Raw genomic sequence first — 25,070 nt, forward strand, 5'->3', positions numbered from 1 at the left:
ACCGCCCGCTCTGGACGCGTCGGCCGAGGAGCCGAAGGAGCTCGGCGCGGCCCGAAAGACCGCGGACAAGCTCGCCGCCGCCGAAGCCGCCGAGGCCGCGCAGGCCGCCGAGGCCGCCCAAGCTGCCGACGCCGCGCGAGCCGCCGAATCCGCTCGAGCCGGCGAAGAGGCGCAGGAGGGCGACGCGTGACCTTCGCAGCAGGCCACCCCGGGTTCCTGTCCCCCTCCGGCGTGGAGATCGCCTTCCTCCTCGTCGGCCTCGTCACCTTCGGCGCAGCGCTGGTCACCGTCACCACCAAGCAACTGGTGCACGCCGCGCTGTGGCTGGTGGTGACGCTCGGCGGGCTGGCCGTCGAATACCTCCTTCTCACCGCCGAGTTCATCGCCTGGGTGCAGGTGCTGATCTACGTCGGCTCCGTCGTCGTCCTTCTCCTCTTCGGGCTGATGCTCACCAAGGCGCCCATCGGCCGGTCCCCGGACGCCGATTCCGGCAACCGATGGGCCGCGCTCGGGGTGGCCGTCGCCGCCGCGGCCGCGCTGGTGTGGGTCGTCGTGGACGCCTTCCGCGCCACCTGGATCGACCTGGAAGGACCGGCGCAGGGATCCACCAAGGTCTCCGGAGAGATCCTCTTCCGGCACTGGGTGCTGCCGTTCGAAGCCCTCTCCGTGCTGCTGCTCGCCGCGCTCGTCGGCGCGATCGTCCTGTCCCGCAAGGACAGGGAAGGGAAGCGCTGATGCACCTCGCCTATCCCGCCGTGCTCGCGGTCCTCCTCTTCTGCACCGGCCTGTACGGCGTGCTCGCCCGGCGGAACGCGATCCTGGTCCTGATGTCCGTCGAGCTGATGCTCAACGCGGTCAACCTCAACCTCGTCGCCTTCGACGTCTGGCTCCGCGACACCCTGCACGCCGGCCAGGCGCTCACCCTGTTCATCATCGCCATCGCCGCGGCCGAGATCGGCATCGGCCTGGCGATCGTGCTGCTCGTCCACCGCAACCGCGGGAATTCCGACGTGGACCGGCTCCGTGACCTCGCCGAACCGGCCGCCGTCCCCGAGGCCGAAGCGGCCGGACCGGCACAGAAGGCCGAGGCCGCCGCGTGACGACCACGACCCTCGCCGTACTCGTCCCCCTCCTTCCCTTCCTCGGTGCCGCGTCCGGCCTGCTCCTGGGCCGCCGCGCCCCCGGTTTCGTACGGCCCCTCGCCATCCTGCCGACCCTGGCCGCCGCCGCGCTGGCCGTGCTGGTCGCCGTACGGCAGGGCGGGGGAGAGACGATCGACGCCGCGACCCGGCTCACCCCGACCGGCTCGGTCCCGATCGACCTCGCCCTGAACCTCGACGGCTTCGCCGTGCTCGTGGCGATACTCGTCGGGGTCGTCGCGTCCTGCGTGCAGATCTACTCCACCGGCTATCTGCGCGACGACCCGCGCTACCCCTCGTACGCCGCGCTCGTCTCCCTCTTCACCTCCGCGATGCTGCTGGTCGTCTACTCGGGCGACCTGATGGTGCTGCTGGTCGGCTGGGAGATCATGGGCATCTGCTCGTACTTCCTGGTCGGCCACTACTGGGAGACCCAGGCCGCCCGGTCGGCCTCCCTCAAGGCCTTCCTGATCACCAAGCTGGGCGATGTCCCCTTTCTGTTCGGCCTGTTCGCCCTCGCCGTCGACGCCGGAACGTTCCGGATCAACGGCATCCTGACCGCCACCACCTCCGGCAACGGTCTCGACCACCCCACGCTGATCGCGCTGCTGCTGCTCGCGGGCGTGGCGGGCAAGTCGGCGCAGTTCCCGCTGCACACCTGGCTGCCCGACGCGATGGCGGGCCCCACTCCCGTATCCGCCCTGATCCACGCCGCCACGATGGTCGCGGCCGGCGTCTACTTCGTCGCCCGGCTGCTGCCCGTCTTCGCGTCCTCCGCCGCCGCGCTGGTCGTGCTCGCCGTGATGGCCGCCGTCACCATGGTCGGCTCCGCGCTCGCCGCCCTCGCCCAGGACGACATCAAGCGCGTCCTGGCGTATTCGACGATCGGCCAGCTCGGCTACATGACCGGAGCCCTCGCCGTCGGCGACCGTGCCGCCGCCGTCTTCCACCTCCTCTCGCACGGCGCGTTCAAGGCCCTCCTCTTCCTCGGCGCGGGCGTGATCATCGCTGCCGCCGGCACCAACTCGCTGGCCGCCATGTCCCGGATGAGCGGCCTGGCCAAGCGCATCCCCGACGCGTACTGGACGATGACCGTCGCGCTCCTCGCGCTCGCCGCCGTCCCGCCCTTCGCGGGTTTCTTCTCCAAGGAAGCCGTCCTGGGCGCCGCCGAGGCTGTCGCCATCGGCCACGGCCCCACGGGACAGGCCGGCGGGATCCCCGCCGCCGCGGGCTGGACGGTCCTGGTCTCCGGCCTGCTGACCGCACTCCTCACCGCGGGCTACGCCGCCCGCCTCTGGCTCCTCGCCTTCCGCGGCCAGGGCGCCGAGGCCCCCGACCACGGCAGGCAGCCCATCGCGATGAACGCCGTGCTGTGGGTCCTCTTCGTCCCCACCGCCGCCTTCGGCATCACCGTCGGCGTACTCCCCGACTGGTTCGACGGCCGCTCCCTCGACCCGACCCTCACCACCTCCGTCCTCGGCACCGGCCTCGCCCTCGTCGGAGGCCTGGTCACCTACGCCGCCTGGCGGCACACCGCCGCCCTCGCCCGACGGGTCCCGGTCGGCGCGGTGTCCGCCCACCTCCACGCCGAGCCCGCCCTCACCGAGATCGAGGCCATCGCCACCCACGAAGAGGTCTACGGAGACATCGCCTCGGCGAAGGATCCGGCCGACCCCGGGCGCCTCCTGCTCGGCCCCCTCCACCGGCACGCTGCCCACGGCTTCCAGCTCGACGCCGTGTACTCGGCCGTCTTCGTACGCCCCGTGCGCGCGGCCGCCGAACTGGTCCGGTTCCTCGACCGCGAGGTCGTCGACACCTACGTACGCGGCGCGGGCACCGTCCCCCGCCTGCTCGGCACGGCAGTCCGTCGCGCCCAGACCGGCAATGTGCAGACCTATCTCAGCGCGCTGCTCGCCGGCTCCGTCGTCCTGGCTATCGCCGCCGTCCTCGTCGCCGCCGGAGCGTGAGCCATGACTGGCCTGATCAATGACACCGCCATGCAGTACCTCCTCGTGGCCGTCGTCGTCCTCCCCCTGCTCGGCTCCGCCGCCGCCCTGCTTCCGTCCCCGCCCGGGCTGAAGGGCCGCAACCCCGAGCAGGCCGTGCTGCGCCATGGCGTCACCGTCACCGGTGCGGTCCTCGCCCTCGCCGTCGCCCTGGCCGCCGGCTTCGACCACGACCACCCGGCCCGGATGCAGGCCACCACCGACATCAGCTGGATCCCGGCCCTCGACGTCCGGATCCACCTCGGCGTCGACGGCGTCTCCCTCCCCCTCCTCGTGCTCAGCGCGCTGCTGACCTTCCTCTGCGCGCTCTACTCGTACTTCCGGATGCCCGAAGGCCCTTCCGCCAAGGGCTTCGTCGCGCTGATCCTCGTCCTCGAGTCCGGCACCCTCGCCACCTTCGCCGTCCTCGATCTGCTGCTGTTCTTCCTGGCGTTCGAGATGGTGCTCATCCCGATGTACTTCCTCATCGCCCGCTGGGGCGGTGAGCAGCGGGACCGGTCCGCCTGGAAGTTCATCCTCTACACACTGCTCGGCTCCGTCGTCATGCTGCTCGGTCTCCTCCTCATCGGTCTCCAGGGCGGCACATTCGACATGGTGGCACTCGCCACTGACAACGGGTCATCGCTCAGTCACACCACGCAACTCATCGCCGTCCTCGCCATCGGCATCGGCCTCGCCGTGAAGACCCCGATGTGGCCGCTGCACAGCTGGCTCCCCGACGCCCACACCGCCGCCCCCACCGTCGGCTCGGTGCTGCTCGCCGGCGTGCTGCTGAAGATGGGCACCTACGGATTCGTCCGCATCGTGCTCCCCATCGCCCCCGAAGGCGCCCACACCTTCGCCCCGTACCTCGCGGCCTTCGCCGTCGTCGGGATCATCTACGGATCCCTCGCCTGCCTCGCCCTCGCCCGCACCGGCGGCAAGGGCGACCTCAAGCGCCTGATCGCGTACTCCTCGGTCGGCCACATGGGCTTCGTGCTGCTCGGCATCGCCACCCTCACCCCCACCGGGGTCAACGGCGCGCTCTTCGCGAACATCGCCCACGGCCTCATCACCGGCCTCCTCTTCTTCCTGGTCGGCGCGGTCAAGGAGCGCTACGGGTCGTCGGACCTCGACAGCCTCTCCGGCGCGACCGGCGCGGCGCTCTATGGCACGGCCCCACGCCTCGGAGGCCTGTTCGTCTTCGCCGCCGTCGCCTCGCTCGGCCTCCCGGGGCTCGCCGGGTTCTGGGGCGAGATGCTCGCCCTCTTCGGCGCGTTCCAGCCCGCCGACGGGCTCAGCCGCCCCGCCTACCTCACCTTCATGGCGCTGGCCGGCCTCGGCACGCTGCTCACCGCCGCCTACCTGCTGGTGGTGGTACGCCGTGTCTGCATGGGGGAGCCGCCGGTCACCGAACCGGGCGCCGTGCCCGTACCCGTCACCACGCCGGGACCCGGCGAGATGCCCGTCACCGGCGAGTCGGCAGCAGCTGACGGACCGCCCGCCCACGGGGAGACCCCCGCACCGGACAAGCCCCCGGCACGCGCGGCCGCGCCCGCGATGGCCGACGTCCAGAGCTACGAATTCGCCGCCTGGACCCCGCTCGTCGCCCTCACCGTCCTCGCAGGGCTCTGGCCCGCCGCCCTCCTCGGCCTCAGCGACCCGGCCGTGCAGCAGCTCCTCGCAGGAGGCAACGGATGACCGTGATCGCCGCAGGCCTCGTCCAGTCCGTCGACTGGCTCGCGATCGCCCCGCCCACCATCACCGCGGTCGTGGCCCTCATGATCCTCGTCGCGGACCTGTTCGTGTCCGACCGCCGCAAGCCCCTGCTCGGCTGGATCGCCATCGCGGGCCTGGCGCTGGCCGCTCTCTCGCTGCTGCCCCTGCTCCAAGGCGACCGGACCACCTTCTGCCTGACCTCCGACACCGACGTCTGCAGCTACGCGGCCGACCACTTCGCCCTGGTCATCCAGTTCCTGGTGATCGCCGGAGCCCTGCTGACGGCGCTCCTGTCCGTCAGTGCGGTGGAGGAATCCGGGCTCCCCGCCGGTGAGTTCTGGTTCCTGCTGCTGTCCTCCGCCGCGGGCGCGGCCCTGCTGCCCGCCTCCCGCGACCTCGCGACCCTCACCGTCGCCCTCGAGGTGGCCTCCCTGCCCGCCTTCGCGCTCGTCGGCCTGCGCCGAGGGGACCGGCTCTCCTCCGAGGCCGCGCTCAAGTTCTTCCTGTCCTCCGTCGCCGCGACCGCCGTCATGCTGCTCGGCGTCAGCTTCGTCTACGCCGCCACGGGCAGCATGCATCTCTCCGAGATCGCGTCCGGCCTCACCCGGGTACCCGGCCGGCTCGACACGCTCGCCACCGCCGGCGTCGCCATCACCCTGGTGGGCTTCGCCTTCAAGACGGCGGCCGTCCCCTTCCACTTCTGGGTCCCGGACACCTACGTCGGCGCGCCGCTCCCCATCGCCGCCTACCTCTCCGTCATCGGCAAGGCCGTCGGTTTCTCCGGCCTCATCCTGGTCACCGTCCTCGCCTTCCCGTCGTACGCGGACGTGTGGGGCCCCGTCATGGCCGTGATCGCCGCACTGACCATGACCGCGGGCAATGTCGCCGCGCTGCGCCAGCGCCCCGAGCGCACCCACAGCGCCGTCCGCCTGCTCGCCTGGTCATCCGTCTCCCAGGCCGGCTACCTCCTGGTGCCCATCGCCGCGGCCGGATACGTGGACGACCCCGCCCGGGCCATCGGCTCGACCGTGGCATACGCCCTCATGTACGGCGCGGTGAACCTCGGCGCCTTCGCCGTCGCAGCCCTCGTCGGACGCACCGCCGCGACGAACCGCATCGTCGACTACCGCGGCCTGTACGCCACCCGTCCGCTCGCCGCCCTCGCCCTGGGCTTCTTCCTGCTCTGCCTCGCGGGCCTGCCGCCGGGCATCATCGGGCTGTTCGCGAAGGTCACGGTCTTCTCAGCGGCCGTGGACGCGGGCCTGGGCTGGCTGGCGGTCGTCATGGCCGTGAACGTCGTGATCGCGCTCTACTACTACCTCCAATGGACGGCGGTCCTCTTCCGCGCCCCGGAAGGGGCCACGGAAGCCGCCCCTCACCCCGCCGGAGCCGTTCCGGCGGAAGCCGGGGCCGGGCTGGCGGACCTCAGGGTTCCGGTCCCGATCACCGCGGCCATCGGCCTCGCGGCCGTTCTGGGCATCGCACTCTCCGGCGCCCCCCAGCTCGTCCTCCGCTTCGCCTCCGCCACGCTCCTGTGACGCATCACCCGTAGAGCGCAACGGCTGCCCCCGCCTGCACAGGGGAACCAGCGATCCTCGCCTGGCGTTGACCAGTACAGGAGGGTCCACTGGAGGGTGGAAACACCGAGTAAGAGGGTTCCCCTGCCGCACCATTTGGAGGGCGTACCGTGCACCGCCGGCACAACGGGCTGAAGACCGCTGTACTCCTCGGGGGACTGTCGGCACTCATCATCGTCATCGGAAGTCTCTTCGGCCGTACGGGCCTGTTCATCGCGCTCTTCGTGGCGCTGGCGACCAATGCGTACGCCTACTGGAACAGCGACAAGCTGGCCCTGCGCGCCATGCGGGCCCGCCCGGTGAGCGAGTTCGAGGCCCCCGGGCTCTACCGCATCGTGCGCCAGCTCTCGACCGCCGCCCGGCAGCCCATGCCCCGGCTCTACATCTCGCCGACCCAGGCTCCCAACGCCTTCGCCACGGGCCGCAATCCGCGCAACGCGGCCGTGTGCTGCACCGACGGCATCCTGCGCATCCTCGACGAGCGCGAGCTGCGCGGCGTCCTGGGCCACGAGCTCAGCCATGTCTACAACCGCGACATCCTCATCTCGTCGGTCGCCGGGGCGCTCGCGTCCGTGGTGATGTTCCTGGTGAACTTCGCCTGGCTGATCCCCATCGGCCGCTCCGACGACGACGAAGGCCCGGGCCTGCTCGGCATGCTGATGGTGATGATCCTCGGCCCGCTCGCCGCATCCGTCATCCAGCTGGCCGTCAGCCGCTCCCGGGAGTACGAGGCGGATGCCTCGGGCGCCCGGCTCACCGGCGACCCGCTCGCCCTGGCAAGTGCGCTGCGCAAGCTGGACGCGGGTACGAAACAGCTGCCGCTGCGTCCGGAACCGCGACTGGAAACCGCGAGCCATATGATGATCGCGAACCCGTTCGGCCCAGGCAGAGGCATGTCGAAGCTGTTCTCCACCCACCCGCCGATGGCGGAACGTATCGCTCGTCTCGAGCAGATGGCAGGCTACCGACCGTGAAGACGATCCTTAACCTCATCTGGCTTGTCCTGTCAGGATTCTGGCTGGCCGTCGCCTATGTGGTGGCCGGCGTCATCTGCTGCATTCTGATCATTACGATCCCATTTGGAATTGCCGCGTTCCGCATCGCCGGGTACGCGCTCTGGCCCTTCGGCCGTACGGCCGTGGACCGCCGCGACGCCGGCGCCGGATCCCTCATCGGCAATGTCATCTGGATCATTTTCGCGGGCTGGTGGCTGGCACTGACCCACCTCGTCACCGGCTTCGCGCTGTGCATCACGCTCATCGGGATCCCGCTCGGCATCGCCAACTTCAAGCTGATCCCGGTCTCCCTGATGCCGCTGGGCCGCGAGATCGTCCCCACGGACCGGCCCTTCGCCACGCGCTGACCGGCTCGCGCAGACCGGGCTCGTGCTGACCGGCCACGCGCATGGGCGGTACAGCCGCGCCGTACCGCCCATGCGGCAATCGCCTACCGGTAGTTGACGAACTGCACCGCGAAGTCGAGGTCCTTGCCCTTGATCAGTGCGATGACCGACTGCAGGTCGTCCCGGTTCTTCGAGGAGACCCGCAGCTCCTCGCCCTGCACCTGCGCCTTGACGCCCTTCGGGCCCTCATCGCGGATGATCTTCGCTACCTTCTTCGCGTTCTCCTGCGAGATCCCCTCCTGCAGCGAGGCGAAGATCTTGTACTCCTTGCCGGAGGCCTGCGGCTCGCCCGAGTCCAGTGCCTTCAGCGAGATACCGCGCTTGACCAGCTTGGACTGGAAGACGTCGAGGATCGCTTTGACCCGCTCCTCGGAGTTGGCGCGCATCTCGATCTTCTCGCCGGACCACTCGATCGACGCCCCGACGTTCTTGAAGTCGTACCGCTGGGAGATCTCCCGGCTCGCCTGGTTGAGCGCGTTGTCGACCTCCTGCCGCTCGACCTTCGAGACGATGTCGAAACTGGAGTCGGCCATGTTGAGTTGGCTCCTCGTACGTAGATCGGTCAGGTGTACGGCGCCGTCCCCGGCCCGTACCGCCAGCCTAGCCACCCGGTCCATGATCCAGCGGCGATCAACCCGGTCGCAATGCACCCCCTGACATCGGGTATGGTTTACGTCGTTGCCAGGGAGCACCGCCGCGAGAGCGAGCCCCCGGGCACATCCTCGGCGGGTTGCCCGAGTGGCCAAAGGGAGCAGACTGTAAATCTGCCGGCATTGCCTACGTAGGTTCGAACCCTACACCCGCCACATTCACACAAACGGCCCCTGGCCTGCGGAAACGCAGCCAGGGGCCGTTTCTGTTCGGCGGGGTCGGCGGGGCGGAGCGGGCAGGGTCGTCGTCGCCCGCCCGGGTGGCTGCGCCCCCGGTTCACAAGTGGTGCTGACCGGTCCTCGTGATGTGGGTGATCTCGTTGGTGCCGCCCAGCGTCGGGACATTGATGACGATGTAGTCCAGCCGCTCCAGGGACCGGACGGCCTGGGTGACGTCGTCCATGTGCAAGCCGGTCGCCCGGACGAGATCGCCCTCGCGGGGGAAGGTCGGCGGCTTGGTGTCGAGAAACTCCGCGATCGCCTGGAGGACCGTACGTTCGTCCCGGGTGATGGGTGCTTCCATGGCTAGGCCTGTTCGTCGGGCCAGTCGGCCGGGCCGCCACCGCGCCATTCGATGAGATTCGGATCGTCCACACCGAAGGCGTGCGCTTCGAGCCCGGCCAACCGGAGGAACTCCACCACATCGCTCAGCGAGTACGCCTTGCCGACCGACTCGCCGCGGATCGTCACGCGGCGGGCGCCGTCGAGCCACGGGTGCACGACCACCGGCGGCTGATGTCCGTCCATGCCCCCAGCGTGCGGCGGCCCGCTGCCCGGCGCATCCCGGCAACGGGCCCAGGGTCCGGTACGGGACCGGTACGCGATCCAGTCCGGATCCGGTCCGTGACGCCGTACGGATCCGGTACGCGATCCAGTCCGGATCCGGTCCGTGACGCCGTACGGAACTGGTCCGTGACGCCGCACGGGATCGGGTCCGCGACGCCGTACGGGATCCCGCCCCCGAATCCGGCCCGCCCCGAATCCGGCCCCCCGCCCGGTCCCGTACCAATTCAGTGGCGCTGTCCAGAATCCAGCTGTCCCCGTCCCCGTCCCGGTCGTCCCCCGCGTCCCCGTCCCGGTCGTCCCCCCTGTCCCCGTCCCGGTCCTCGTCTCCGTCCCCGCCCCCCGCCCGTCAGACCGCGGCCGCCCCCTTGACCGCGTCCTCCACCGGGACATCGCCGCTGATCAGCTCCAGGGTCCGCCCAGCAGTGCCCGGTTCGCGGAGGAGCGCGGCGAGCACGGCGGCCACGTCGTCACGGGACACCTCACGCCTCCCTGTGTGCTCGGCGAGCTGCACCAGGCCCCTCCCCGGCTCATTGGTGAGCGCGCCCGGACGGAGGATCGTCCAGTCGAGCCCCTTCCGCCGCCTCACGTCCGCGTCCGCCGCGGCCTTGGCCCGCAGATAGACGGCGAAGACCGGATCGGTTCCCTCCGGGGGTTCGAGGTCGGCGCCCATGGAGGAGACGATGACATAGCGCGCTACGCTCGCCCGCTCCGCCGCATCCGCGAAGAGCACCGCGGCGCGGTGGTCCACCGTCTCCTTGCGCGAGCTGCCGCTGCCCGGCCCCGCGCCCGCGGCGAACACCACCGCATCCGCGCCCTGCATGTGGGCCGCGACCTCTTCGACCGATGCCGACTCCAGATCGCACATGACCGGTTCGGCTCCCGCCGCCCGAAGGTCGTCCGCCTGCTGGGGGTTGCGGATGAGCCCCGCGACCTCGTCCCCACGCCCGGCGAGCAACCGCTCCAGCCTCAGCGCGATCTGACCATGTCCGCCTGCGATGACAATGCGCATACCTCGACCGTAGCCCGTGCGTCCCCGTCCGCACCTGGGGAACCGCCTGTGCCTGCCGTGGGAGTCAGGGCTGTCACCGCGCCCGAGCCGCCGTACTCCCGCGGCGTGCGGTGACCGTCTTCACCGAAACGAGGCAATGCCCCTGGCCCAGGCCGGAGTCCGTACGGCCGGGTCCGCATCGGGCAGTACATGAGGGTGGGTCATCAGCAGCCTGAGGCGACACCAGTAACAGCAGCCGTGGCGACACTGACAACGCTCATGTGCTGCCCTGCGCCTGCCGCGGGAGGTTGAGGGCTGCCACCGCCGCGGAGTCGCAGTACTCCCGCACCGCGCTTGTGCGCGCCACGACCCGTCCCCGGTGCACCACGACCCGGCTGTACCCCAGCGACAGCACCCCCGCGAGTGCCTGCCCGCGCACCGCGAGCAGCTCCGCGGGGAAGCCGGCCTCCACCCGTACCTCCGGAAGTCCCATCGCCGCCCGCGCCCGCCCGCTCACCGCGCCGTACGCCTCTTCCGGCCGCTCCCCGCCCTGTGCCACCAGCAGATACGCGGCCTCCAGCGGGTCGCCGCGCCCTACCGGGTTCGCCACGTCCCGCATCGCCCCGCTGCCCGCCGCGACCCGTACGCCCGCGGCGCGCAGCAGCCGTACGGGGGCTGCGCCCGCGCGCCGGGGCATCGCACCGCAGTCGCCCTGCGGCAGACAGACCACGGTGATCCCGGCGGCCGCGAGCTGGTCCGCCGCCCGCCCCGCCGTCTTCTCCGGCAGCCGCGCCAGTCCTCCGCAGGGCCCGAGCGTCACGCCCGGCCTCAGTCCTCCCGCCATCGCCGCGAGCCGTGCGAGCCGGGCCGGATCGTCACCCTCCGTATGCAGATCGACGGGGCAGCCGTGCTCCGCCGCGACCTCCAGAACGGCTTCCGCGTAGCCCGTCGGGTCCGGGTCGAGGTCGGGGCAGCCGCCGACGACCGTCGCCCCCATCTTCACCGCGTCCCGCAGCATCGCGAGCCCATCGGCCCCGGCCGCACCCGTGAGAACACGCGGCACCGCCACGGCCCCCAGGTCGGTCAGCCCGCGCAGCGCGCGCCGGGCCTGCAGTACGGCCTCCAGCGAGCCGAGCCCCTGCACATCGCCGATCCGCACATGGGTGCGCAGCGCCGTTGCGCCATGGCCGAGTTGCATCAACGCGGCCTCCGTCGTGCGCCGCTGGACGTCTTCGGGGGTGTCCGGAACTGGCCCGTCCGAATCGGCGGTGAGGGCGGTGTCGCAGTGTGCGTGTGGCTCGGCGGGAGCCGGCAGCAGCAGATAACCCTGCAGGTCGATGCGGACTCGGGCCTCCGCCGTACCTCCGCCGCGAGCCAGGCTGCCCGCCGTGCCGACGGCTTCGATCCGGCCGTCGCTGAGCCGTACGTCCACGGTCCGGCCGTCCATGAGCCGGGCGCCGCACAGCACCAGCGCGTCGGCCTCGGGGATCGCGCCCTCGCGCCTCGGGGGTTGCTGCGGGTGGCTCTCGGGCATCGCGCTCCCTGCGGGCTTCTCAAGGGTCCGGGGGTCGTCCCCCGGAAGTCACGGCCGGGCGTCCGCGCTGCCAAGATCACGCAGCGCGGCACGAGCCTATGGCGAGCTCCCTGCGGCTTCGAGGAGGAGCCGAAAAGTAGTACCGGCGTGGTGGCCGAGAGGCCCAGGAGAGCGCCCCTATACGGATTTCACCTTCGGCGGCCGAGCGTGTAATGTCTTCATCGCTCGCCCCAATAGCTCAGTCGGCAGAGCGTCTCCATGGTAAGGAGAAGGTCTACGGTTCGATTCCGTATTGGGGCTCTGATGTGCGAGTGTCCCGCCTGCGGGCGGGGTACGCACGCATCAAAGCGGTGTAGCTCAGTCGGTAGAGCAAGCGGCTCATAATCGCTGTGTCACCGGTTCAAGTCCGGTCACCGCTACTGACAGTAGCCGATTGCGGGGGCGGTCCTTCGATCGGCTACTATTTCTGCGTTCATCCCTTCTGTTTCGTCTAGGAGCACTCACGTGGCTGCCACCGACGTCCGCCCGAAGATCACGCTGGCCTGCGTGGAGTGCAAGGAGCGGAACTACATCACCAAGAAGAACCGGCGCAACGACCCGGACCGGCTCGAGATGAAGAAGCACTGCCCGCGTTGCAACGCGCACACTGCGCACCGCGAGACGCGATAATTACAGGCTCGTATGCGAGGCCGTCCCCGGCATCGGGGGCGGCCTCGCGTCGTTCTTTCGACCCAGGAGAGAGCAGCATGGCGCTAGACCAGTCCTTCGTCGGACGGTCCTATCCGCCCTCCGCGCCGTACGAGGTCGGCCGGGAGAAGATCCGCGAGTTCGCCGAGGCGATCGGCGACGCCAACCCGGCCTACACCGAACCGGATTCGGCCAGGGCGCTCGGCCACCCGGATGTGATCGCCCCGCCGACCTTCGCCTTCGCGATCACTTATCGGTCGGCCGGACAGGTCGTCGAGGACCCGGCGCTGGGGCTGGACTACAGCCGTGTCGTCCATGGCGACCAGAAGTTTGTCTACTCGCGCCCGGTCCGCGCGGGCGACCGCCTCGCGGTCACCTCGACCATCGAGTCGATCAAGTCCCTTGCCGGGAATGATGTGCTGTCGATCCGCGGCGATGTGTACGACGCCGAAGGCGAACACGTGGTGACCGCGCACACGATGCTGGTGGCCCGCGCCGCCGAGGAGGGCTGATGACCGCGAAGGTTTCCTATGACGAGGTCGAGGTCGGCACGGAACTCCCCGCGCAGAGCTTTCCGGTGACGCGCGACACCCTCGTTCGGTACGCGGGCGCTTCCGGCGACTTCAACCCCATCCACTGGAACGAGCGGTTCGCCAAGGACGTGGGCCTCCCCGACGTCATCGCACACGGCATGTTCACCATGGCCGAGGCGATCCGTGTGGTGACCGACTGGGCCGGCGACCCGGGGGCCGTCGCCGAGTACGGCGTCCGCTTCACCAGGCCGGTCGTGGTCCCGGACGACGACAAGGGGGCGACCATCGAGGTCAGCGCCAAGGTCGCGGCCAAGCTGGAGGACCGTACGGTCCGCGTGGATCTCACGGCCGTCAGCGCGGGCCAGAAGGTTCTGGGCATGTCCCGCGCCCTGGTCCGGCTCGCCTGAGCGGTCTCGTTCGAGCCGTAGCCGCCCCTTTCCGGGGCGGCTCAGGCGCCCTTGCTTAGTTAGTGATTGGCCACTAACCTTTCGCCTATGGCCAAGGGAAGCATGAGGATGAGCGCGGAGGAGCGTCGCGAGAGCATCGTCCGTGCCGCGATCACCGAGTTCGCCCGGGGCGGCTACAACGGCACCTCGACCGAGACGATCGCGCGCCGGGTGGGCGTCTCGCAGCCGTACCTCTTCCGGCTCTTCCCCAACAAGCAGGCCATCTTCCTCGCGGCGGCCCATCGCTGCATGGACGAGACCCGGCAGGTCATCGGCGAGGCGGTCCGGTCGCAGCCTGATCTCACGGCGCACGACGCCATGGGTGCGGCCTACAAGCAGCTCGTCGGCGACCGCGACAAGTTGCTGATGCAGATGCAGATGTATGTCGCGGTGGCCTCGGCCGAAGCGGCGGGCGATCACGAGTTCGGCGCCTCGATCCGTGCGGCCTGGGCCGAGCTCTGGGACCAGGCGCATCTGGCCCTGGGTGCTGACATCCGTGAGACCACCGACTTCATGGCCTACGGAATGCTGATCAATGTCCTGGTGTCGCTGGGCTTCGGATCCGAGCACCGGGTGTGGTCCGGCTTCGGCGGGCTCCCTGAGGCACAGCGCTGACCGGCAGGTCCGCGAGAGCGGAGCCTGTTCTCCGTGATCACGAAAGTTAGTGATCAATAACTAATTCCCAGGGGGAAGCAATGAATGAGCAAGCAGCACGGCGCGGCAGCGCCGCCTGGGCGCTGATCATCACCAGTGTCGCCGGTTTCATGGCGGCGCTCGACAACCTCGTCGTCACCACCGCCCTGCCCTCCATCCGTGAGGACCTCGGCGGCGCTCTCGAAGATCTTGAGTGGACGGTGAGCGCCTACACCCTCACCTTCGCCGTCCTCCTGATGTCCGGCGCGGCCTTGGGCGACCGCTTCGGCCGCAGGCGGCTGTTCATCGTGGGCCTGGCGATCTTCACCACCGCATCCGCCGCGGCGGCGCTCGCCCCGGGCATCGACGGCCTGATCGCCGCCCGCGCGTTCCAGGGCGTCGGCGCCGCGATCCTGATGCCGCTGACCCTCACGCTGCTCACCGCCGCGGTGCCCGCCGAGCGGCGCGGCATGGCGTACGGAATCTGGGGAGCCGTCAACGGCCTGGCCGTCGCCGGTGGCCCGCTCATCGGCGGCAGCCTCACCGAACACGTCTCCTGGCAGTGGATCTTCTGGCTGAACGTCCCGATCGGTCTCGCACTGCTGCCGCTCGCGCGCCTGCGGCTGGCCGAGTCCCGCGGTTCGGGGACCCGTCTGGATCTTCCCGGCACGGCTTTGGCCAGCGCCGGGCTGTTCGGCATCGTCTACGCCCTGGTCCGTGGGAACGCCGACGGATGGGCCAGCGGGCCGGTCCTCACCGGCCTGATCGCCGGCGCCGCACTGCTCGTTGCCTTCGTCGCGTACGAGATCCGTACGCCGAACCCGATGCTCCCCATGCGGCTCTTCCGCAGCCGGGCCTTCTCGGCGATCAACGCCGCGAGCCTGCTGATGTTCCTGGGCATGTTCGGATCGATCTTCCTGCTCAGCCAGTTCCTCCAGGGAGTCGCGGGCTACTCGCCCACCGAGGCGGGCCTGCGCATGCTCCCGTGGACCGGCATGCCCATGATCGTCGCACCGATCGCCGGGTATCTGTCCGACCGCATCGGCGGCCGTCCGGTCGTCGCGGCGGGCCTCGCTCTGCAAGCCGTGGGCCTCGGCCTGTTCGCCCTCGTCGTCTCGCCCGACGTCTCGTACGCCGCTCAGCTCCCGGCCCTGGTCATCAGCGGCATCGGTATGGCCCTCTACTTCGCGCCGGCCGCGAGCCTGGTCATGGCGAGCGTCCGTCCCGCGGAACAGGGCATAGCCTCCGGCGCGAACAACGCCCTGCGCGAGCTGGGCGGCGCCCTGGGCATCGCGACGCTGGCCTCGGTCTTCTCGGCCCAGGGAGGCTACGAATCCGCCAGGCACTTCACCGACGGTCTGACTCCGGCACTTTGGGTGGGGTCCGCGGCGGTGGCGCTGGCGGCGATCGCGGCGGTCATGATCCCGAGGCGTGGCCGGAGGAGGCCTGCTGAGGAGAGTGCCGGGACAAGGTCAGAAACGAGGAAGGAACCGATCGCAGCGTGATGCGGAGTGCCGTTGACGGACGGGAGGGGCCGGGGCCGAGGGCCCCGGCCCCAGTACCCCCGGCCTCGGAGGCCCTGGTCCCAGAGCCCCGGCCTCGGAGCCCCCGCCCCGGGAGGCCCCGGCCCCGGTATCGGAGACGCACAGCGGCGCGGCACCGGAGACGCGGACCGGGCATCGGAAAGCGCACAGCACCCGGCACCGGGCACGGCACGGCGCGCTGGGCGCCGGGCACCGGAAAGTGCACAGCCGCGAACCGACCGCCGCCCCGGCCCGCCCGGAGGGCACCCGTACGCTTGGCTCCGTGCAGGAACTCCACGATGTCCCCCTCGCTCCGCTGACCACCTTCCGGCTGGGCGGACCCGCCACCCGTCTGGTCACCGCCACCACCGACGACGAGGTGGTCTCAACCGTCCGAGCCGCCGACGCCACCGGCACCCCGCTCCTGATCATCGGAGGCGGCAGCAACCTCGTCATCGGTGACAAGGGCTTCGACGGCACCGCCCTGCGCATCGCGACAGAGGGCTTCGCCCTCTCCGGCACGCGCCTCGAACTCGCCGCGGGCGAGAACTGGTCGGATGCCGTGGCCCGTACCACCGACAAGGGCCTCGCCGGTATCGAATGCCTCTCCGGAATCCCTGGCTCCGCAGGCGCGACGCCGATCCAGAACGTCGGGGCGTACGGCCAGGAGGTGGCGAGCACCATCACCGAGGTCGTCGCCTACGACCGCCGCGCCGATGAGACCGTCACCATCGCCGGCGCCGACTGCGGCTTCTCCTACCGCCACAGCCGCTTCAAGGCCGATCCCACCCGCTACGTCGTCCTGCGCGTCCGCTTCGACCTCGAGCACGCCGACGGCCTCTCCGCCCCCATCAAGTACGCCGAGGTCGCCCGCGCCCTCGGCGTCGAACCGGGCGACCGTGTCCCCGCCGCCACCGCCCGCGAAAAGGTGCTCGAGCTCCGGTCCGGCAAGGGCATGGTCCTGGACCCCGACGACCACGACACCTGGTCCGCGGGCTCCTTCTTCACCAACCCGATCCTCACCAGCGAGGAACACCGGGCGTTCCTCACCCGGGTCGCCGACCGCCTGGGTCCCGGAACGGCGCCCCCCGCTTACCCGGCCGGCGACGGGCACATCAAGACCTCGGCCGCCTGGCTGATCGACAAGGCCGGCTTCACCAAGGGGTACGGCAGCGGCCCGGCGCGCATCTCCACCAAGCACACCCTCGCTCTCACCAACCGCGGCGCCGCCAGCACCGAGGACCTTCTCGCCCTTGCGCGCGAGGTCCGCGACGGCGTGCACCGGGCCTTCGGCGTCACCCTCGTCAACGAGCCGGTCACGGTCGGCGTGAGCCTCTGACGCCCACCCGGCCGCCCGACAGCCGCCCCCGCGGCAGCTGACCGGTTACCGGCCGGAAGCAGCTGACCGACGGCCGGCCGGGGTCGCGTACCGACCGGTGACGGCCGGCCGGGGTCGCGTACCGACCGCCGACCCGGCTAGTACGCAACCCCCACGCCCTGTTTCCCGCCGTCGGTTCATCCAGCACCGCGAGCAACGCATGAGCCAGGTCTGCCCGCGAGATCGAGCGCCCGTGCGGCACATTGCCGCCCCCGACCCTCCGATAGGTGCCCGTGACCGGCTTGTCCGTCAGCCGCGGTGGCCACACGATGGTCCAGTCCGCGGAGCTGCGCCGGATCTCCCCCTCCATCGCCGCCAGATCCGTATACACGTCCCGGAAGACCGCCCACAGCAGCGGGATGAGGACCGTACGGGCCACCACACCCTCTCCCTCGGGCAGCGGGCCGACCGGCGCCGCGCTCACCGCCGCGAACCGGCGCACACCGCATGTGTCCAGCGCGCTCAGAATCGCCCGCGTGCCCGCCGCGGCGATCCTCGCCTGCTTCCTGCCCCGTGGCCCCAGCGCCGAGATCGCGGCGTCCCGCCCCTCCAGCGCCGGAAGCAGCGACTCCGGATCTGTCACATCGGCGGTGACCACGGTCAGCCCGGCACCCGTGACCGGCAGCCGGGACGGATCGCGGACCACCGCCGTCACGCTGTGCCCGGCCTCCAGCGCCTGCTGTACGACCTGCCTGCCCGTCCCGCCCGTTGCCCCTAAGACCGTGAGTTCCATTGCGCACGCTCCTTTCCCATGCGGGTGCCCACCACCTCGGGGCCCGAGTAATCCGCTCGGGGCGGATGACGAAAGGCATCGGAGCGGCCCGTTGAGGCGCCGGGATGTCCCGTTCACCCGACAGTGGTCCGACGGCAACGGACAGGCCCCTCTGCAGGCCCTGCCCCGCGGTCGTCAGCCGGTCAGCCAGTCCTCGATTCCCCCGAGCAGCCGCTTCTTGACGTCCTCCGGAGCGGCCGAAGCCCGGACCGACTGCCGCGCCAGCTCCGCCAGTTCGAGGTCGGTGAAGCTGTGGTGCTCCCGGGCCAGCTGGTACTGCGCCGCCAGCCGGGAGCCGAACAGCAGCGGGTCGTCTGCACCCAGAGCCATCGGCACCCCCGCAGAGAACAGCGTCCGCAGCGGCACGTCCTCCGGCTTCTCGTAGACTCCCAGCGCCACGTTCGAGGCGGGGCAGACCTCGCACGTCACACCGCGCTCGGCGAGTTGGCGCATCAGCCGGGGGTCCTCCGCCGCGCGCACCCCGTGCCCGATCCGGCCGGCCTCCAGATCGTCCAGGCAGTCCCGTACGCTGCCCGGCCCGGACAGTTCCCCGCCGTGCGGCGCCGCCAGCAGCCCGCCCTCCCGGGCGATCGCGAAGGCCCGGTCGAAGTCGCGGGCGAATCCGCGCCGTTCGTCGTTCGAGAGACCGAAGCCGATGACGCCCCGATCCGCGTGCCGCACCGCGAGCCGCGCCAGTGTCCGCGCGTCCAGCGGATGCTTCGTACGGTTCGCGGCGACCAGCACGCGCATCCCGACGCCGGTGTCCCTCGACGCGGTCTCCACCGCGTCGAGGATGATCTCCATCGCCGGGATCAGCCCGCCGAGCCGGGGGGCGTACGAGGTCGGGTCGACCTGGATCTCCAGCCAGCCCGATCCGTCTCGCGCGTCCTCCTCGGCGGCCTCCTGCACCAGCCGCTGGATGTCCTCCGGAGTTCGCAGGCAGGAGCGTGCGATGTCGTACAGCCGCTGGAACCGGAACCAGCCGCGCTCATCGGTCGCGCGCAGCTTCGGCGGCTCGCCACTGCTCAGGGCCTCGGGGAGATGGACGCCGTATCTGTCGGCGAGCTCCAGCAGTGTGCCGGGCCGCATGGACCCGGTGAAGTGCAGATGCAGGTGGGCCTTCGGCAGCAGGCGAAGATTCCGATCAGCGGCTTCGCCGCGGGCACGAACGCTTTCCATTGGAAGATCCTGCCGCATGGGACCCGTCGCTCGGTAGGGCTTTCCCTGAACGGAGGCTTGCGGGAACGCGCGAGCGGGCATCCGGCCGCTGCCGAATGCCCGCTCGCGTGACGTCGAATTCGAGGAGCCCCCGCGGTGAGTCACCGGGTCCGCGGGAGCGGAACGCGGTCCCCCGAACCGGCGTACGGGGGACGTCCCGGCCGCTCAGGGGGTGCGTGCCTCGCCCAGCAGCTTCTGCACCCGCGACACGCCCTCGACGAGGTCCTCGTCCCCCAGCGCGTACGACAGCCGCAGGTAGCCCGGCGTGCCGAAGGCCTCGCCCGGCACGACCGCGACCTCGGCCTCCGCCAGGACGAGCTCGGCCAGCTCGACGCTGGTCTGCGGCCGCCGACCGCGGATCTCCTTGCCGAGCAGAGCCTTCACCGAGGGGTAGACGTAGAACGCGCCCTCCGGCTCCGGGCACTCCACGCCGTCGATCTCGTTCAGCATCCGCACGATGGTGCGCCGCCGGCGGTCGAACGCCTCGCGCATCTTCGCGACGGCCTCCAGGTCACCCGAGACCGCGGCGAGAGCGGCCACCTGCGCCACATTGGAGACGTTCGAGGTGGCGTGCGACTGGAGGTTGGTGGCGGCCTTGACCACGTCCTTCGGGCCGATGATCCATCCCACCCGCCAGCCGGTCATCGCGTACGTCTTGGCCACGCCGTTGACGACGATGCACTTGTCGCGCAGCTCCGGTACCACGACCGGCAGCGACGAGAACTGAGCGTCCCCGTACACCAGGTGCTCGTAGATCTCGTCCGTCAGCACCCACAGTCCGTGCTGGGCCGCCCACCGGCCGATCTCCTCGACCTGCGCGCGCGTGTAGACGGCGCCCGTCGGGTTGGACGGCGAGACGAACACGAGCACCTTGGTCCTGTCCGTGCGAGCCGCCTCCAGCTGCTCCACGGAGACCCGGTAGCCGGTCGTCTCGTCCGCGACGACATCCACCGGTACGCCGCCCGCGAGCCGGATCGACTCGGGGTAGGTCGTCCAGTACGGGGCGGGGACGATGACCTCGTCGCCCGGGTCGAGGATCGCGGCGAACGCCTGGTAGATCGCCTGCTTGCCGCCGTTGGTCACCAGCACCTGCGCGGGCTCGACCTCGTAACCGGAGTCGCGCAGCGTCTTGGCGGCGATGGCGGTCTTGAGCTCGGCGAGGCCGCCGGCGGGCGTGTAGCGGTGGTACTTCGGGTTACGGCAGGCCTCCACCGCCGCCTCGACGATGTAGTCGGGCGTCGGGAAGTCGGGCTCGCCCGCGCCGAAACCGATCACGGGACGCCCGGCGGCCTTGAGGGCCTTCGCCTTGGCGTCGACGGCGAGCGTCGCGGATTCGGAGATCGCGCCGATACGGGCCGATACCCGTCGGTCGCGCGGAGAGTGCGGGGACTGGGCGGAAGGAGTGGCATCGGTCATGGATGCATCGTCGCAGACCACTGCGTGACGCGGCACCCAGGTTCGGGTCGCGAGACGGCCCTCGCGGCGGCCACAGCGCAGGTCGGCGGGAAGGTACGTGTTCGACGCCCGGCCGCAGAACACGTACACTCATGCGTCGTTGGCCTTCACCGGCCGCTCCACCCTGCGCACTCCGTGCACTCGGGCGGATGCGGTACGTTGGGGGAGCACAAAGGGTCGTAGCTCAATTGGTAGAGCACTGGTCTCCAAAACCAGCGGTTGGGGGTTCAAGTCCCTCCGGCCCTGCTACACACATTCCGCCAGGATGTGTGCGCATGTACGTACTGAAATGCATCGCCGTGCGGCTCCACCGGGCGCGGCACGGCCACGACCCGGGATTCAGGTGAGGACGAGTGACGGCAGCCCCTGGCTCCACCGCGACGCCTGAAAGCGGTCGTCCCGACGACGAGGACGAGCTGGAAGCGAAGAAGCGCCGCCGCGGTGGCAAGCGCGGCAAGAAGGGCCCGTTGGCCCGGCTCGCGCTCTTTTATCGACAGATTGTGGCGGAGCTGCGCAAGGTCGTCTGGCCTACCCGCAGCCAGCTGTCGACGTACACCTCTGTGGTGATTGTCTTCGTTGTCATCATGATCGGTCTTGTGACCGTGATTGACTGGGGATTCTCCGAGGCCGTCAAGTACGTCTTCGGCTGACCCCGCGGAGGGCGCTAGCGAAACTTCCCTCCGCCTGTTCCACCCCTTGAAGCCAGGAAGAAGCAGCCACCGTGTCTGACCCGAATCTGAACGACGCCATCGAGCCCGTAGAGGGCGATGAGGCCGCGGCCAAGGCCGACTCGGCCGAGGCTGCGCCGGAGACGGTCGACCACGACGCGCTCGACATCGCCCCGGCGGCCGGCGAGGGCGACGACGACGCGCTCGACATCGTGCAGGCGGCCGACGAGGTCGACCCGTCCGAGGCCGAGGACGCCGCCGCGGGCGAGCCGGCCGAAGAAGCCGCCATGCACGTCGAGGACGAGGCCACCGCCGTCGAGGAGGTCGCCGAGGACGCTGCCGCCGAGGCGGAGGAGGCCCCGGTCGACCCGATCGAGGCGCTCCGCAACGAGCTGCGCACGCTGCCCGGCGAGTGGTACGTCATCCACACCTACGCGGGTTACGAGAACCGCGTGAAGACCAACCTCGAGCAGCGTGCCGTCTCGCTCAACGTCGAGGACTACATCTTCCAGGCCGAGGTGCCGCAGGAAGAGGTCGTCCAGATCAAGAACGGCGACCGCCGCACCGTCCGCCAGAACAAGCTGCCCGGCTACGTGCTGGTGCGCATGGACCTGACGAACGAGTCGTGGGGCGTCGTCCGGAACACCCCCGGCGTCACCGGCTTCGTGGGCAACGCGTACGACCCGTACCCGCTCACGCTGGACGAGATCGTCAAGATGCTCGCACCGGAGGCCGAGGAGGCCGCCGCGAAGAAGGCCGCGGAGGAGTCCGGTGTGCCGGCTCCGAGCCGCAAGGTCGAGGTGCAGGTCCTGGACTTCGAGGTGGGCGACTCGGTCACCGTCACCGACGGCCCGTTCGCGACCCTCCAGGCGACGATCAACGAGATCAACGCCGACTCGAAGAAGGTCAAGGGACTCGTCGAGATCTTCGGTCGCGAGACCCCGGTCGAGCTGAGCTTCGACCAGATCCAGAAGAACTGAGCTTCCCGAGAACCCAGCTTCCGAACAGGTCAGACCGGCTCCCCGAGCAGGTCTGACCTGCTCGGTTTTTGGCCGCACAGCCATACCCGTTATCGTGGTGCGGTATGCCTCCATCCGGATGACCGGATCGGCGGCGAAACACCTCTCACTAGGACCCGGAGAGAGCATGCCTCCCAAGAAGAAGAAGGTCACGGGGCTTATCAAGCTCCAGATCCAGGCCGGTGCCGCCAACCCGGCTCCGCCGGTTGGCCCCGCGCTGGGCCAGCACGGCGTCAACATCATGGAGTTCTGCAAGGCCTACAACGCCGCGACCGAGTCGCAGCGTGGCATGGTCGTGCCGGTGGAGATCACGGTCTACGAGGACCGTTCCTTCACCTTCATCACCAAGACTCCGCCGGCCGCCAAGCTGATCCTCAAGGCCGCGGGTGTGGACAAGGGCTCCGGCGAGCCGCACAAGACCAAGGTCGCGAAGCTCACCCGCGACCAGGTCCGCGAGATCGCCACCACCAAGATGCCCGACCTGAACGCCAACGACCTGGACGCCGCCGAGAAGATCATCGCCGGCACCGCCCGTTCCATGGGCGTCACCGTCGAGGGCTGACAGCCACCTCGCCGCGCGGTGTGAGCCGCATACCGGCACCCCTCAGTGGCAGGGCCAGCGCCGGCCCGGACCACGACTCCATTCCATACATCAGGAGCAGCAGTGAAGCGCAGCAAGACTCTCCGCGCTGCGGACGTCAAGGTCGACGCGGAGCGCGCGTACGCCCCGCTCGAGGCCGTCCGTCTCGCGAAGGACACGACCACCACCAAGTTCGACGCGACCGTCGAGGTCGCCATGCGCCTGGGTGTCGACCCGCGCAAGGCCGACCAGATGGTCCGCGGCACCGTGAACCTTCCGCACGGCACCGGTAAGACCGCCCGGGTCCTGGTCTTCGCGACCGGTGACCGTGCTGCGGCCGCGGAAGCTGCGGGCGCCGACATCGTCGGCTCCGACGAACTGATCGACGAGGTTGCGAAGGGCCGTCTGGACTTCGACGCCGTCGTCGCCACCCCGGACCTCATGGGCAAGGTCGGCCGCCTGGGCCGCGTGCTCGGTCCCCGTGGCCTGATGCCGAACCCGAAGACCGGCACCGTGACCCCGGACGTGGCCAAGGCCGTGACCGAGATCAAGGGCGGCAAGATCGAGTTCCGCGTCGACAAGCACTCGAACCTGCACTTCATCATCGGCAAGGTTTCCTTCGACGAGACGAAGCTGGTCGAGAACTACGGCGCGGCGCTGGAGGAGATCCTCCGTCTGAAGCCGTCCGCCGCGAAGGGCCGCTACATCAAGAAGGCGACCCTGACCACCACCATGGGCCCCGGCATCCCGCTGGACGCCAACCGCACTCGCAACCTCCTCGTCGAGGAGGACGCCGCCTCCGTCTGATCCGTCAGGATCCCGCTGCGGCGACAGAGCGCACTCACCGGCCGGGCCCCGTATCTCTTCCGAGAGGTACGGGGCCCGGCCCGGTCACGACGCGGTTCCGTGACGCCGCGGCGGTGTCCGCCGGGCGGTGCCCCGCGATCGATTTGCCTGCGTACGGATCGTCCACGTAAGCTGCTCCGGTAGCCAAAGACCGCTGGTCGTTTGCCGTGTGCCTGCAAAGGGATGCGGCGGCCGAAGGATCCGCTTCTCGCGGACGGCCCGTGCAGGTGAATGAGGATGGAACTCCCGCGGGACCTCCGGGTCCATGCGGTCGAGTCACGCCCCGTGCGCCTGCACCGGGGCGTTTTGCATGGTTGAGCCCCTTCCCGGCTTCACTTCCCCTCCGCTTGCGACAAGCGGAGACGGTGTGAAGCGGAGTGAGCCCGTACGGGCGGTCGGCGAATACGCGCGGCTGATCGGAAGGTCAGTCGAGGATCATCACCCGGAAGGAGGCCGAGGCTCATGGCGAGGCCCGACAAGGCTGCCGCGGTTGCCGAGCTGACGGACAAGTTCCGCAGCTCGAACGCCGCTGTGCTGACCGAGTACCGCGGTCTCACCGTGGCTCAGCTCAAGCAGCTGCGCCGTTCGCTCGGTGAGAACGCCCAGTACGCCGTGGTGAAGAACACGCTGACCAAGATTGCGGCCAACGAGGCCGGGATCAACACGCTCGACGACCTGTTCATGGGTCCGACGGCTGTCGCCTTCGTCACCGGTGACCCGGTGGAGTCGGCGAAGGGTCTCCGTGACTTCGCCAAGGACAACCCCAACCTCATCATCAAGGGCGGTGTCCTTGACGGTAAGGCGCTGTCCGCCGATGAGTTCAAGAAGCTCGCGGACCTCGAGTCCCGCGAGGTGCTGCTCGCCAAGCTGGCCGGCGGCATGAAGGCGTCCATGGCCAAGGCCGCGGCGACCTTCCAGGCCCCGCTCTCGAAGTTCGTCCGTACCGCGGACGCCCTTCGCGGCAAGGTCGAGCAGGGCGGTGCCGGTACGCCGGCTCCCGCCGAGGCCGAGTCCGCCGAGTAGTCAGGCGTTCCGGTCGCAGCGGGCCCGTACGCCCGCCGACATGTACATCCGGCACCAGCCGAATTAGTGGAAGGACGCCAACCATGGCGAAGCTCAGCCAGGACGAGCTGCTTGACCAGTTCAGCGGCATGACCCTCATCGAGCTCTCCGAGTTCGTGAAGGCCTTCGAGGAGAAGTTCGACGTCGAGGCCGCCGCCCCGGTCGCCGTCGCCGCCGCCGGCGCCCCGGGTGCCCCGGCCGCCGAGGCCGCCGAGGAGCAGGACGAGTTCGACGTCGTCCTCACCGGTGCGGGCGACAAGAAGATCCAGGTCATCAAGGTCGTGCGTGAGCTGACCTCGCTGGGTCTGAAGGAGGCCAAGGACCTCGTCGACGGCACCCCGAAGCCGGTTCTCGAGAAGGTCAGCAAGGAGCAGGCCGACAAGGCCGCCGAGTCCCTCAAGGCGGCCGGCGCGGCCGTCGAGGTCAAGTAACTCAGCCTTGCGCCCGGCGGGCGCGTGACAGGGCCTCCT

28 protein-coding genes and 4 tRNA genes are annotated in these 25,070 nt (G+C 70.1%); 24 read left to right on the forward strand and 8 right to left on the reverse strand.

Translation table 11 applies throughout. The annotated features are described in order from the left end of the window. The 8 genes from ABZW18_RS14340 to ABZW18_RS14375 all read left to right on the forward strand — a co-directional run. On the forward strand, window positions 1-190 hold a 190-nt coding region (locus tag ABZW18_RS14340), incomplete at its 5' end, for a hypothetical protein (RefSeq protein WP_356186831.1). Then, window positions 187-735 carry an NADH-quinone oxidoreductase subunit J gene (locus tag ABZW18_RS14345; RefSeq protein ID WP_356186834.1) on the forward strand — a complete coding sequence of 183 codons (549 nt, stop codon included), beginning with the start codon at window positions 187-189 and terminating at the stop codon, window positions 733-735. The genes ABZW18_RS14340 and ABZW18_RS14345, both read left to right, overlap by 4 nt. Then, the gene (nuoK, locus tag ABZW18_RS14350; protein WP_356186837.1) at window positions 735-1,100 is read left to right on the forward strand and encodes an NADH-quinone oxidoreductase subunit NuoK; all 366 of its coding nucleotides are present in this window, start codon (window positions 735-737) and stop codon (window positions 1,098-1,100) included. Before ABZW18_RS14345 ends, nuoK begins: the two co-directional genes overlap by 1 nt. Continuing rightward, window positions 1,097-3,106 (forward strand): NADH-quinone oxidoreductase subunit L, encoded by a 2,010-nt coding sequence (locus ABZW18_RS14355; protein WP_356186840.1) that lies wholly within the window; start codon window positions 1,097-1,099, stop codon window positions 3,104-3,106. Before nuoK ends, ABZW18_RS14355 begins: the two co-directional genes overlap by 4 nt. 3 nt (window positions 3,107-3,109) lie before the next feature. Next, window positions 3,110-4,825 carry an NADH-quinone oxidoreductase subunit M gene (locus ABZW18_RS14360; RefSeq protein ID WP_356186843.1) on the forward strand — a complete coding sequence of 572 codons (1,716 nt, stop codon included), beginning with the start codon at window positions 3,110-3,112 and terminating at the stop codon, window positions 4,823-4,825. Next, window positions 4,822-6,381: an NADH-quinone oxidoreductase subunit N gene (locus ABZW18_RS14365; RefSeq protein ID WP_356186846.1), complete on the forward strand. Its 1,560-nt coding sequence runs from the start codon at window positions 4,822-4,824 to the stop codon at window positions 6,379-6,381. Before ABZW18_RS14360 ends, ABZW18_RS14365 begins: the two co-directional genes overlap by 4 nt. A 149-nt stretch (window positions 6,382-6,530) precedes the next feature. Then, window positions 6,531-7,394: a zinc metalloprotease HtpX gene (gene htpX, locus ABZW18_RS14370; RefSeq protein ID WP_356186849.1), complete on the forward strand. Its 864-nt coding sequence runs from the start codon at window positions 6,531-6,533 to the stop codon at window positions 7,392-7,394. Continuing rightward, window positions 7,391-7,783 (forward strand): YccF domain-containing protein, encoded by a 393-nt coding sequence (locus tag ABZW18_RS14375; protein WP_356186852.1) that lies wholly within the window; start codon window positions 7,391-7,393, stop codon window positions 7,781-7,783. The genes htpX and ABZW18_RS14375 overlap by 4 nt, the downstream gene beginning before the upstream one ends. An 83-nt stretch (window positions 7,784-7,866) precedes the next feature. Here ABZW18_RS14375 and ABZW18_RS14380 read toward each other — a convergent pair whose 3' ends face one another. Next, a complete protein-coding gene (locus ABZW18_RS14380; protein WP_356187050.1) occupies window positions 7,867-8,355 on the reverse strand; it encodes a YajQ family cyclic di-GMP-binding protein in 489 nt (162 codons plus the stop codon). Window positions 8,356-8,546: 191 nt separating this feature from the next. Here ABZW18_RS14380 and ABZW18_RS14385 point away from each other — a divergent pair. Next, a tRNA-Tyr gene (locus ABZW18_RS14385) sits at window positions 8,547-8,628 on the forward strand. 121 nt (window positions 8,629-8,749) lie between these two features. Here the strand turns inward: ABZW18_RS14385 and ABZW18_RS14390 are convergent. The 4 genes from ABZW18_RS14390 to ABZW18_RS14405 all read right to left on the reverse strand — a co-directional run bounded on the left by ABZW18_RS14390 (window position 8,750) and on the right by ABZW18_RS14405 (window position 11,780). After that, window positions 8,750-8,995 carry a hypothetical protein gene (locus ABZW18_RS14390; RefSeq protein ID WP_356186855.1) on the reverse strand — a complete coding sequence of 82 codons (246 nt, stop codon included), beginning with the start codon at window positions 8,993-8,995 and terminating at the stop codon, window positions 8,750-8,752. A 2-nt stretch (window positions 8,996-8,997) separates the two neighbouring features. Beyond that, window positions 8,998-9,219, reverse strand: a complete 222-nt coding sequence (locus ABZW18_RS14395; protein WP_356186858.1) for a hypothetical protein — start codon at window positions 9,217-9,219, stop codon at window positions 8,998-9,000. A 385-nt stretch (window positions 9,220-9,604) separates the two neighbouring features. After that, the gene (locus ABZW18_RS14400; protein ID WP_356186861.1) at window positions 9,605-10,267 is read right to left on the reverse strand and encodes an SDR family oxidoreductase; all 663 of its coding nucleotides are present in this window, start codon (window positions 10,265-10,267) and stop codon (window positions 9,605-9,607) included. 256 nt (window positions 10,268-10,523) lie between these two features. Further along, window positions 10,524-11,780 carry an amidohydrolase family protein gene (locus tag ABZW18_RS14405; RefSeq protein WP_356186864.1) on the reverse strand — a complete coding sequence of 419 codons (1,257 nt, stop codon included), beginning with the start codon at window positions 11,778-11,780 and terminating at the stop codon, window positions 10,524-10,526. 227 nt (window positions 11,781-12,007) lie between these two features. Here ABZW18_RS14405 and ABZW18_RS14410 point away from each other — a divergent pair. From ABZW18_RS14410 to ABZW18_RS14445, 8 genes are all read left to right on the forward strand, one after another. Beyond that, window positions 12,008-12,080, forward strand: a tRNA-Thr gene (locus ABZW18_RS14410). Window positions 12,081-12,126: 46 nt separating this feature from the next. Continuing rightward, window positions 12,127-12,199, forward strand: a tRNA-Met gene (locus ABZW18_RS14415). An 85-nt stretch (window positions 12,200-12,284) separates the two neighbouring features. Then, window positions 12,285-12,449, forward strand: coding sequence for a 50S ribosomal protein L33 (rpmG, locus tag ABZW18_RS14420; RefSeq protein ID WP_004571794.1), 165 nt, complete (start codon window positions 12,285-12,287; stop codon window positions 12,447-12,449). A gap of 77 nt (window positions 12,450-12,526) precedes the next feature. Continuing rightward, the gene (locus tag ABZW18_RS14425) at window positions 12,527-12,979 is read left to right on the forward strand and encodes a MaoC family dehydratase N-terminal domain-containing protein (protein ID WP_356186867.1); all 453 of its coding nucleotides are present in this window, start codon (window positions 12,527-12,529) and stop codon (window positions 12,977-12,979) included. After that, the gene (locus ABZW18_RS14430; protein WP_356186870.1) at window positions 12,979-13,407 is read left to right on the forward strand and encodes a MaoC family dehydratase; all 429 of its coding nucleotides are present in this window, start codon (window positions 12,979-12,981) and stop codon (window positions 13,405-13,407) included. The genes ABZW18_RS14425 and ABZW18_RS14430 overlap by 1 nt, the downstream gene beginning before the upstream one ends. Before the next feature lie 108 nt (window positions 13,408-13,515). Then, window positions 13,516-14,061 (forward strand): TetR/AcrR family transcriptional regulator, encoded by a 546-nt coding sequence (locus ABZW18_RS14435; RefSeq protein ID WP_356187053.1) that lies wholly within the window; start codon window positions 13,516-13,518, stop codon window positions 14,059-14,061. 80 nt (window positions 14,062-14,141) lie between these two features. Further along, window positions 14,142-15,584, forward strand: coding sequence for a DHA2 family efflux MFS transporter permease subunit (locus ABZW18_RS14440; protein WP_356186873.1), 1,443 nt, complete (start codon window positions 14,142-14,144; stop codon window positions 15,582-15,584). Between the two features lie 301 nt (window positions 15,585-15,885). After that, window positions 15,886-16,941, forward strand: a complete 1,056-nt coding sequence (locus tag ABZW18_RS14445; protein ID WP_356186876.1) for a UDP-N-acetylmuramate dehydrogenase — start codon at window positions 15,886-15,888, stop codon at window positions 16,939-16,941. Here ABZW18_RS14445 and ABZW18_RS14450 read toward each other — a convergent pair. The 3 genes from ABZW18_RS14450 to ABZW18_RS14460 form a co-directional block, all read right to left on the reverse strand. Further along, window positions 16,919-17,713 carry an SDR family oxidoreductase gene (locus tag ABZW18_RS14450; RefSeq protein ID WP_356186879.1) on the reverse strand — a complete coding sequence of 265 codons (795 nt, stop codon included), beginning with the start codon at window positions 17,711-17,713 and terminating at the stop codon, window positions 16,919-16,921. The two genes, ABZW18_RS14445 and ABZW18_RS14450, sit on opposite strands and share 23 nt — an antisense overlap. Before the next feature lie 174 nt (window positions 17,714-17,887). Then, entirely contained in the window at window positions 17,888-18,949 is a 1,062-nt protein-coding gene (locus ABZW18_RS14455) for an adenosine deaminase (protein ID WP_356186881.1), read from the reverse strand. 186 nt (window positions 18,950-19,135) lie between these two features. Continuing rightward, entirely contained in the window at window positions 19,136-20,386 is a 1,251-nt protein-coding gene (locus tag ABZW18_RS14460) for a pyridoxal phosphate-dependent aminotransferase (protein ID WP_356186884.1), read from the reverse strand. Window positions 20,387-20,598: 212 nt separating this feature from the next. On the opposite strand from ABZW18_RS14460, the gene ABZW18_RS14465 reads away from it, so the two are divergent. The 7 genes from ABZW18_RS14465 to rplL all read left to right on the forward strand — a co-directional run bounded on the left by ABZW18_RS14465 (window position 20,599) and on the right by rplL (window position 25,031). Next, window positions 20,599-20,671: transfer RNA gene (locus ABZW18_RS14465), tRNA-Trp, on the forward strand. A gap of 107 nt (window positions 20,672-20,778) precedes the next feature. Beyond that, window positions 20,779-21,075, forward strand: a complete 297-nt coding sequence (gene secE, locus ABZW18_RS14470; RefSeq protein ID WP_356186887.1) for a preprotein translocase subunit SecE — start codon at window positions 20,779-20,781, stop codon at window positions 21,073-21,075. A gap of 185 nt (window positions 21,076-21,260) precedes the next feature. Beyond that, window positions 21,261-22,073, forward strand: coding sequence for a transcription termination/antitermination protein NusG (gene nusG / locus ABZW18_RS14475; protein WP_356187056.1), 813 nt, complete (start codon window positions 21,261-21,263; stop codon window positions 22,071-22,073). A gap of 166 nt (window positions 22,074-22,239) precedes the next feature. Continuing rightward, window positions 22,240-22,674: a 50S ribosomal protein L11 gene (rplK, locus tag ABZW18_RS14480; RefSeq protein WP_116428045.1), complete on the forward strand. Its 435-nt coding sequence runs from the start codon at window positions 22,240-22,242 to the stop codon at window positions 22,672-22,674. Between the two features lie 102 nt (window positions 22,675-22,776). Continuing rightward, window positions 22,777-23,499 (forward strand): 50S ribosomal protein L1, encoded by a 723-nt coding sequence (gene rplA / locus ABZW18_RS14485; protein ID WP_356186890.1) that lies wholly within the window; start codon window positions 22,777-22,779, stop codon window positions 23,497-23,499. 501 nt (window positions 23,500-24,000) lie between these two features. Continuing rightward, window positions 24,001-24,561: a 50S ribosomal protein L10 gene (gene rplJ, locus ABZW18_RS14490; protein WP_356186893.1), complete on the forward strand. Its 561-nt coding sequence runs from the start codon at window positions 24,001-24,003 to the stop codon at window positions 24,559-24,561. A gap of 83 nt (window positions 24,562-24,644) precedes the next feature. Beyond that, a complete protein-coding gene (gene rplL, locus ABZW18_RS14495; protein WP_356186896.1) occupies window positions 24,645-25,031 on the forward strand; it encodes a 50S ribosomal protein L7/L12 in 387 nt (128 codons plus the stop codon). Window positions 25,032-25,070 lie beyond the last annotated feature (39 nt).

The organism is Streptomyces sp. NPDC004647, from assembly GCF_040609575.1.
Taxonomy (GTDB): Bacteria; Actinomycetota; Actinomycetes; order Streptomycetales; family Streptomycetaceae; genus Streptomyces.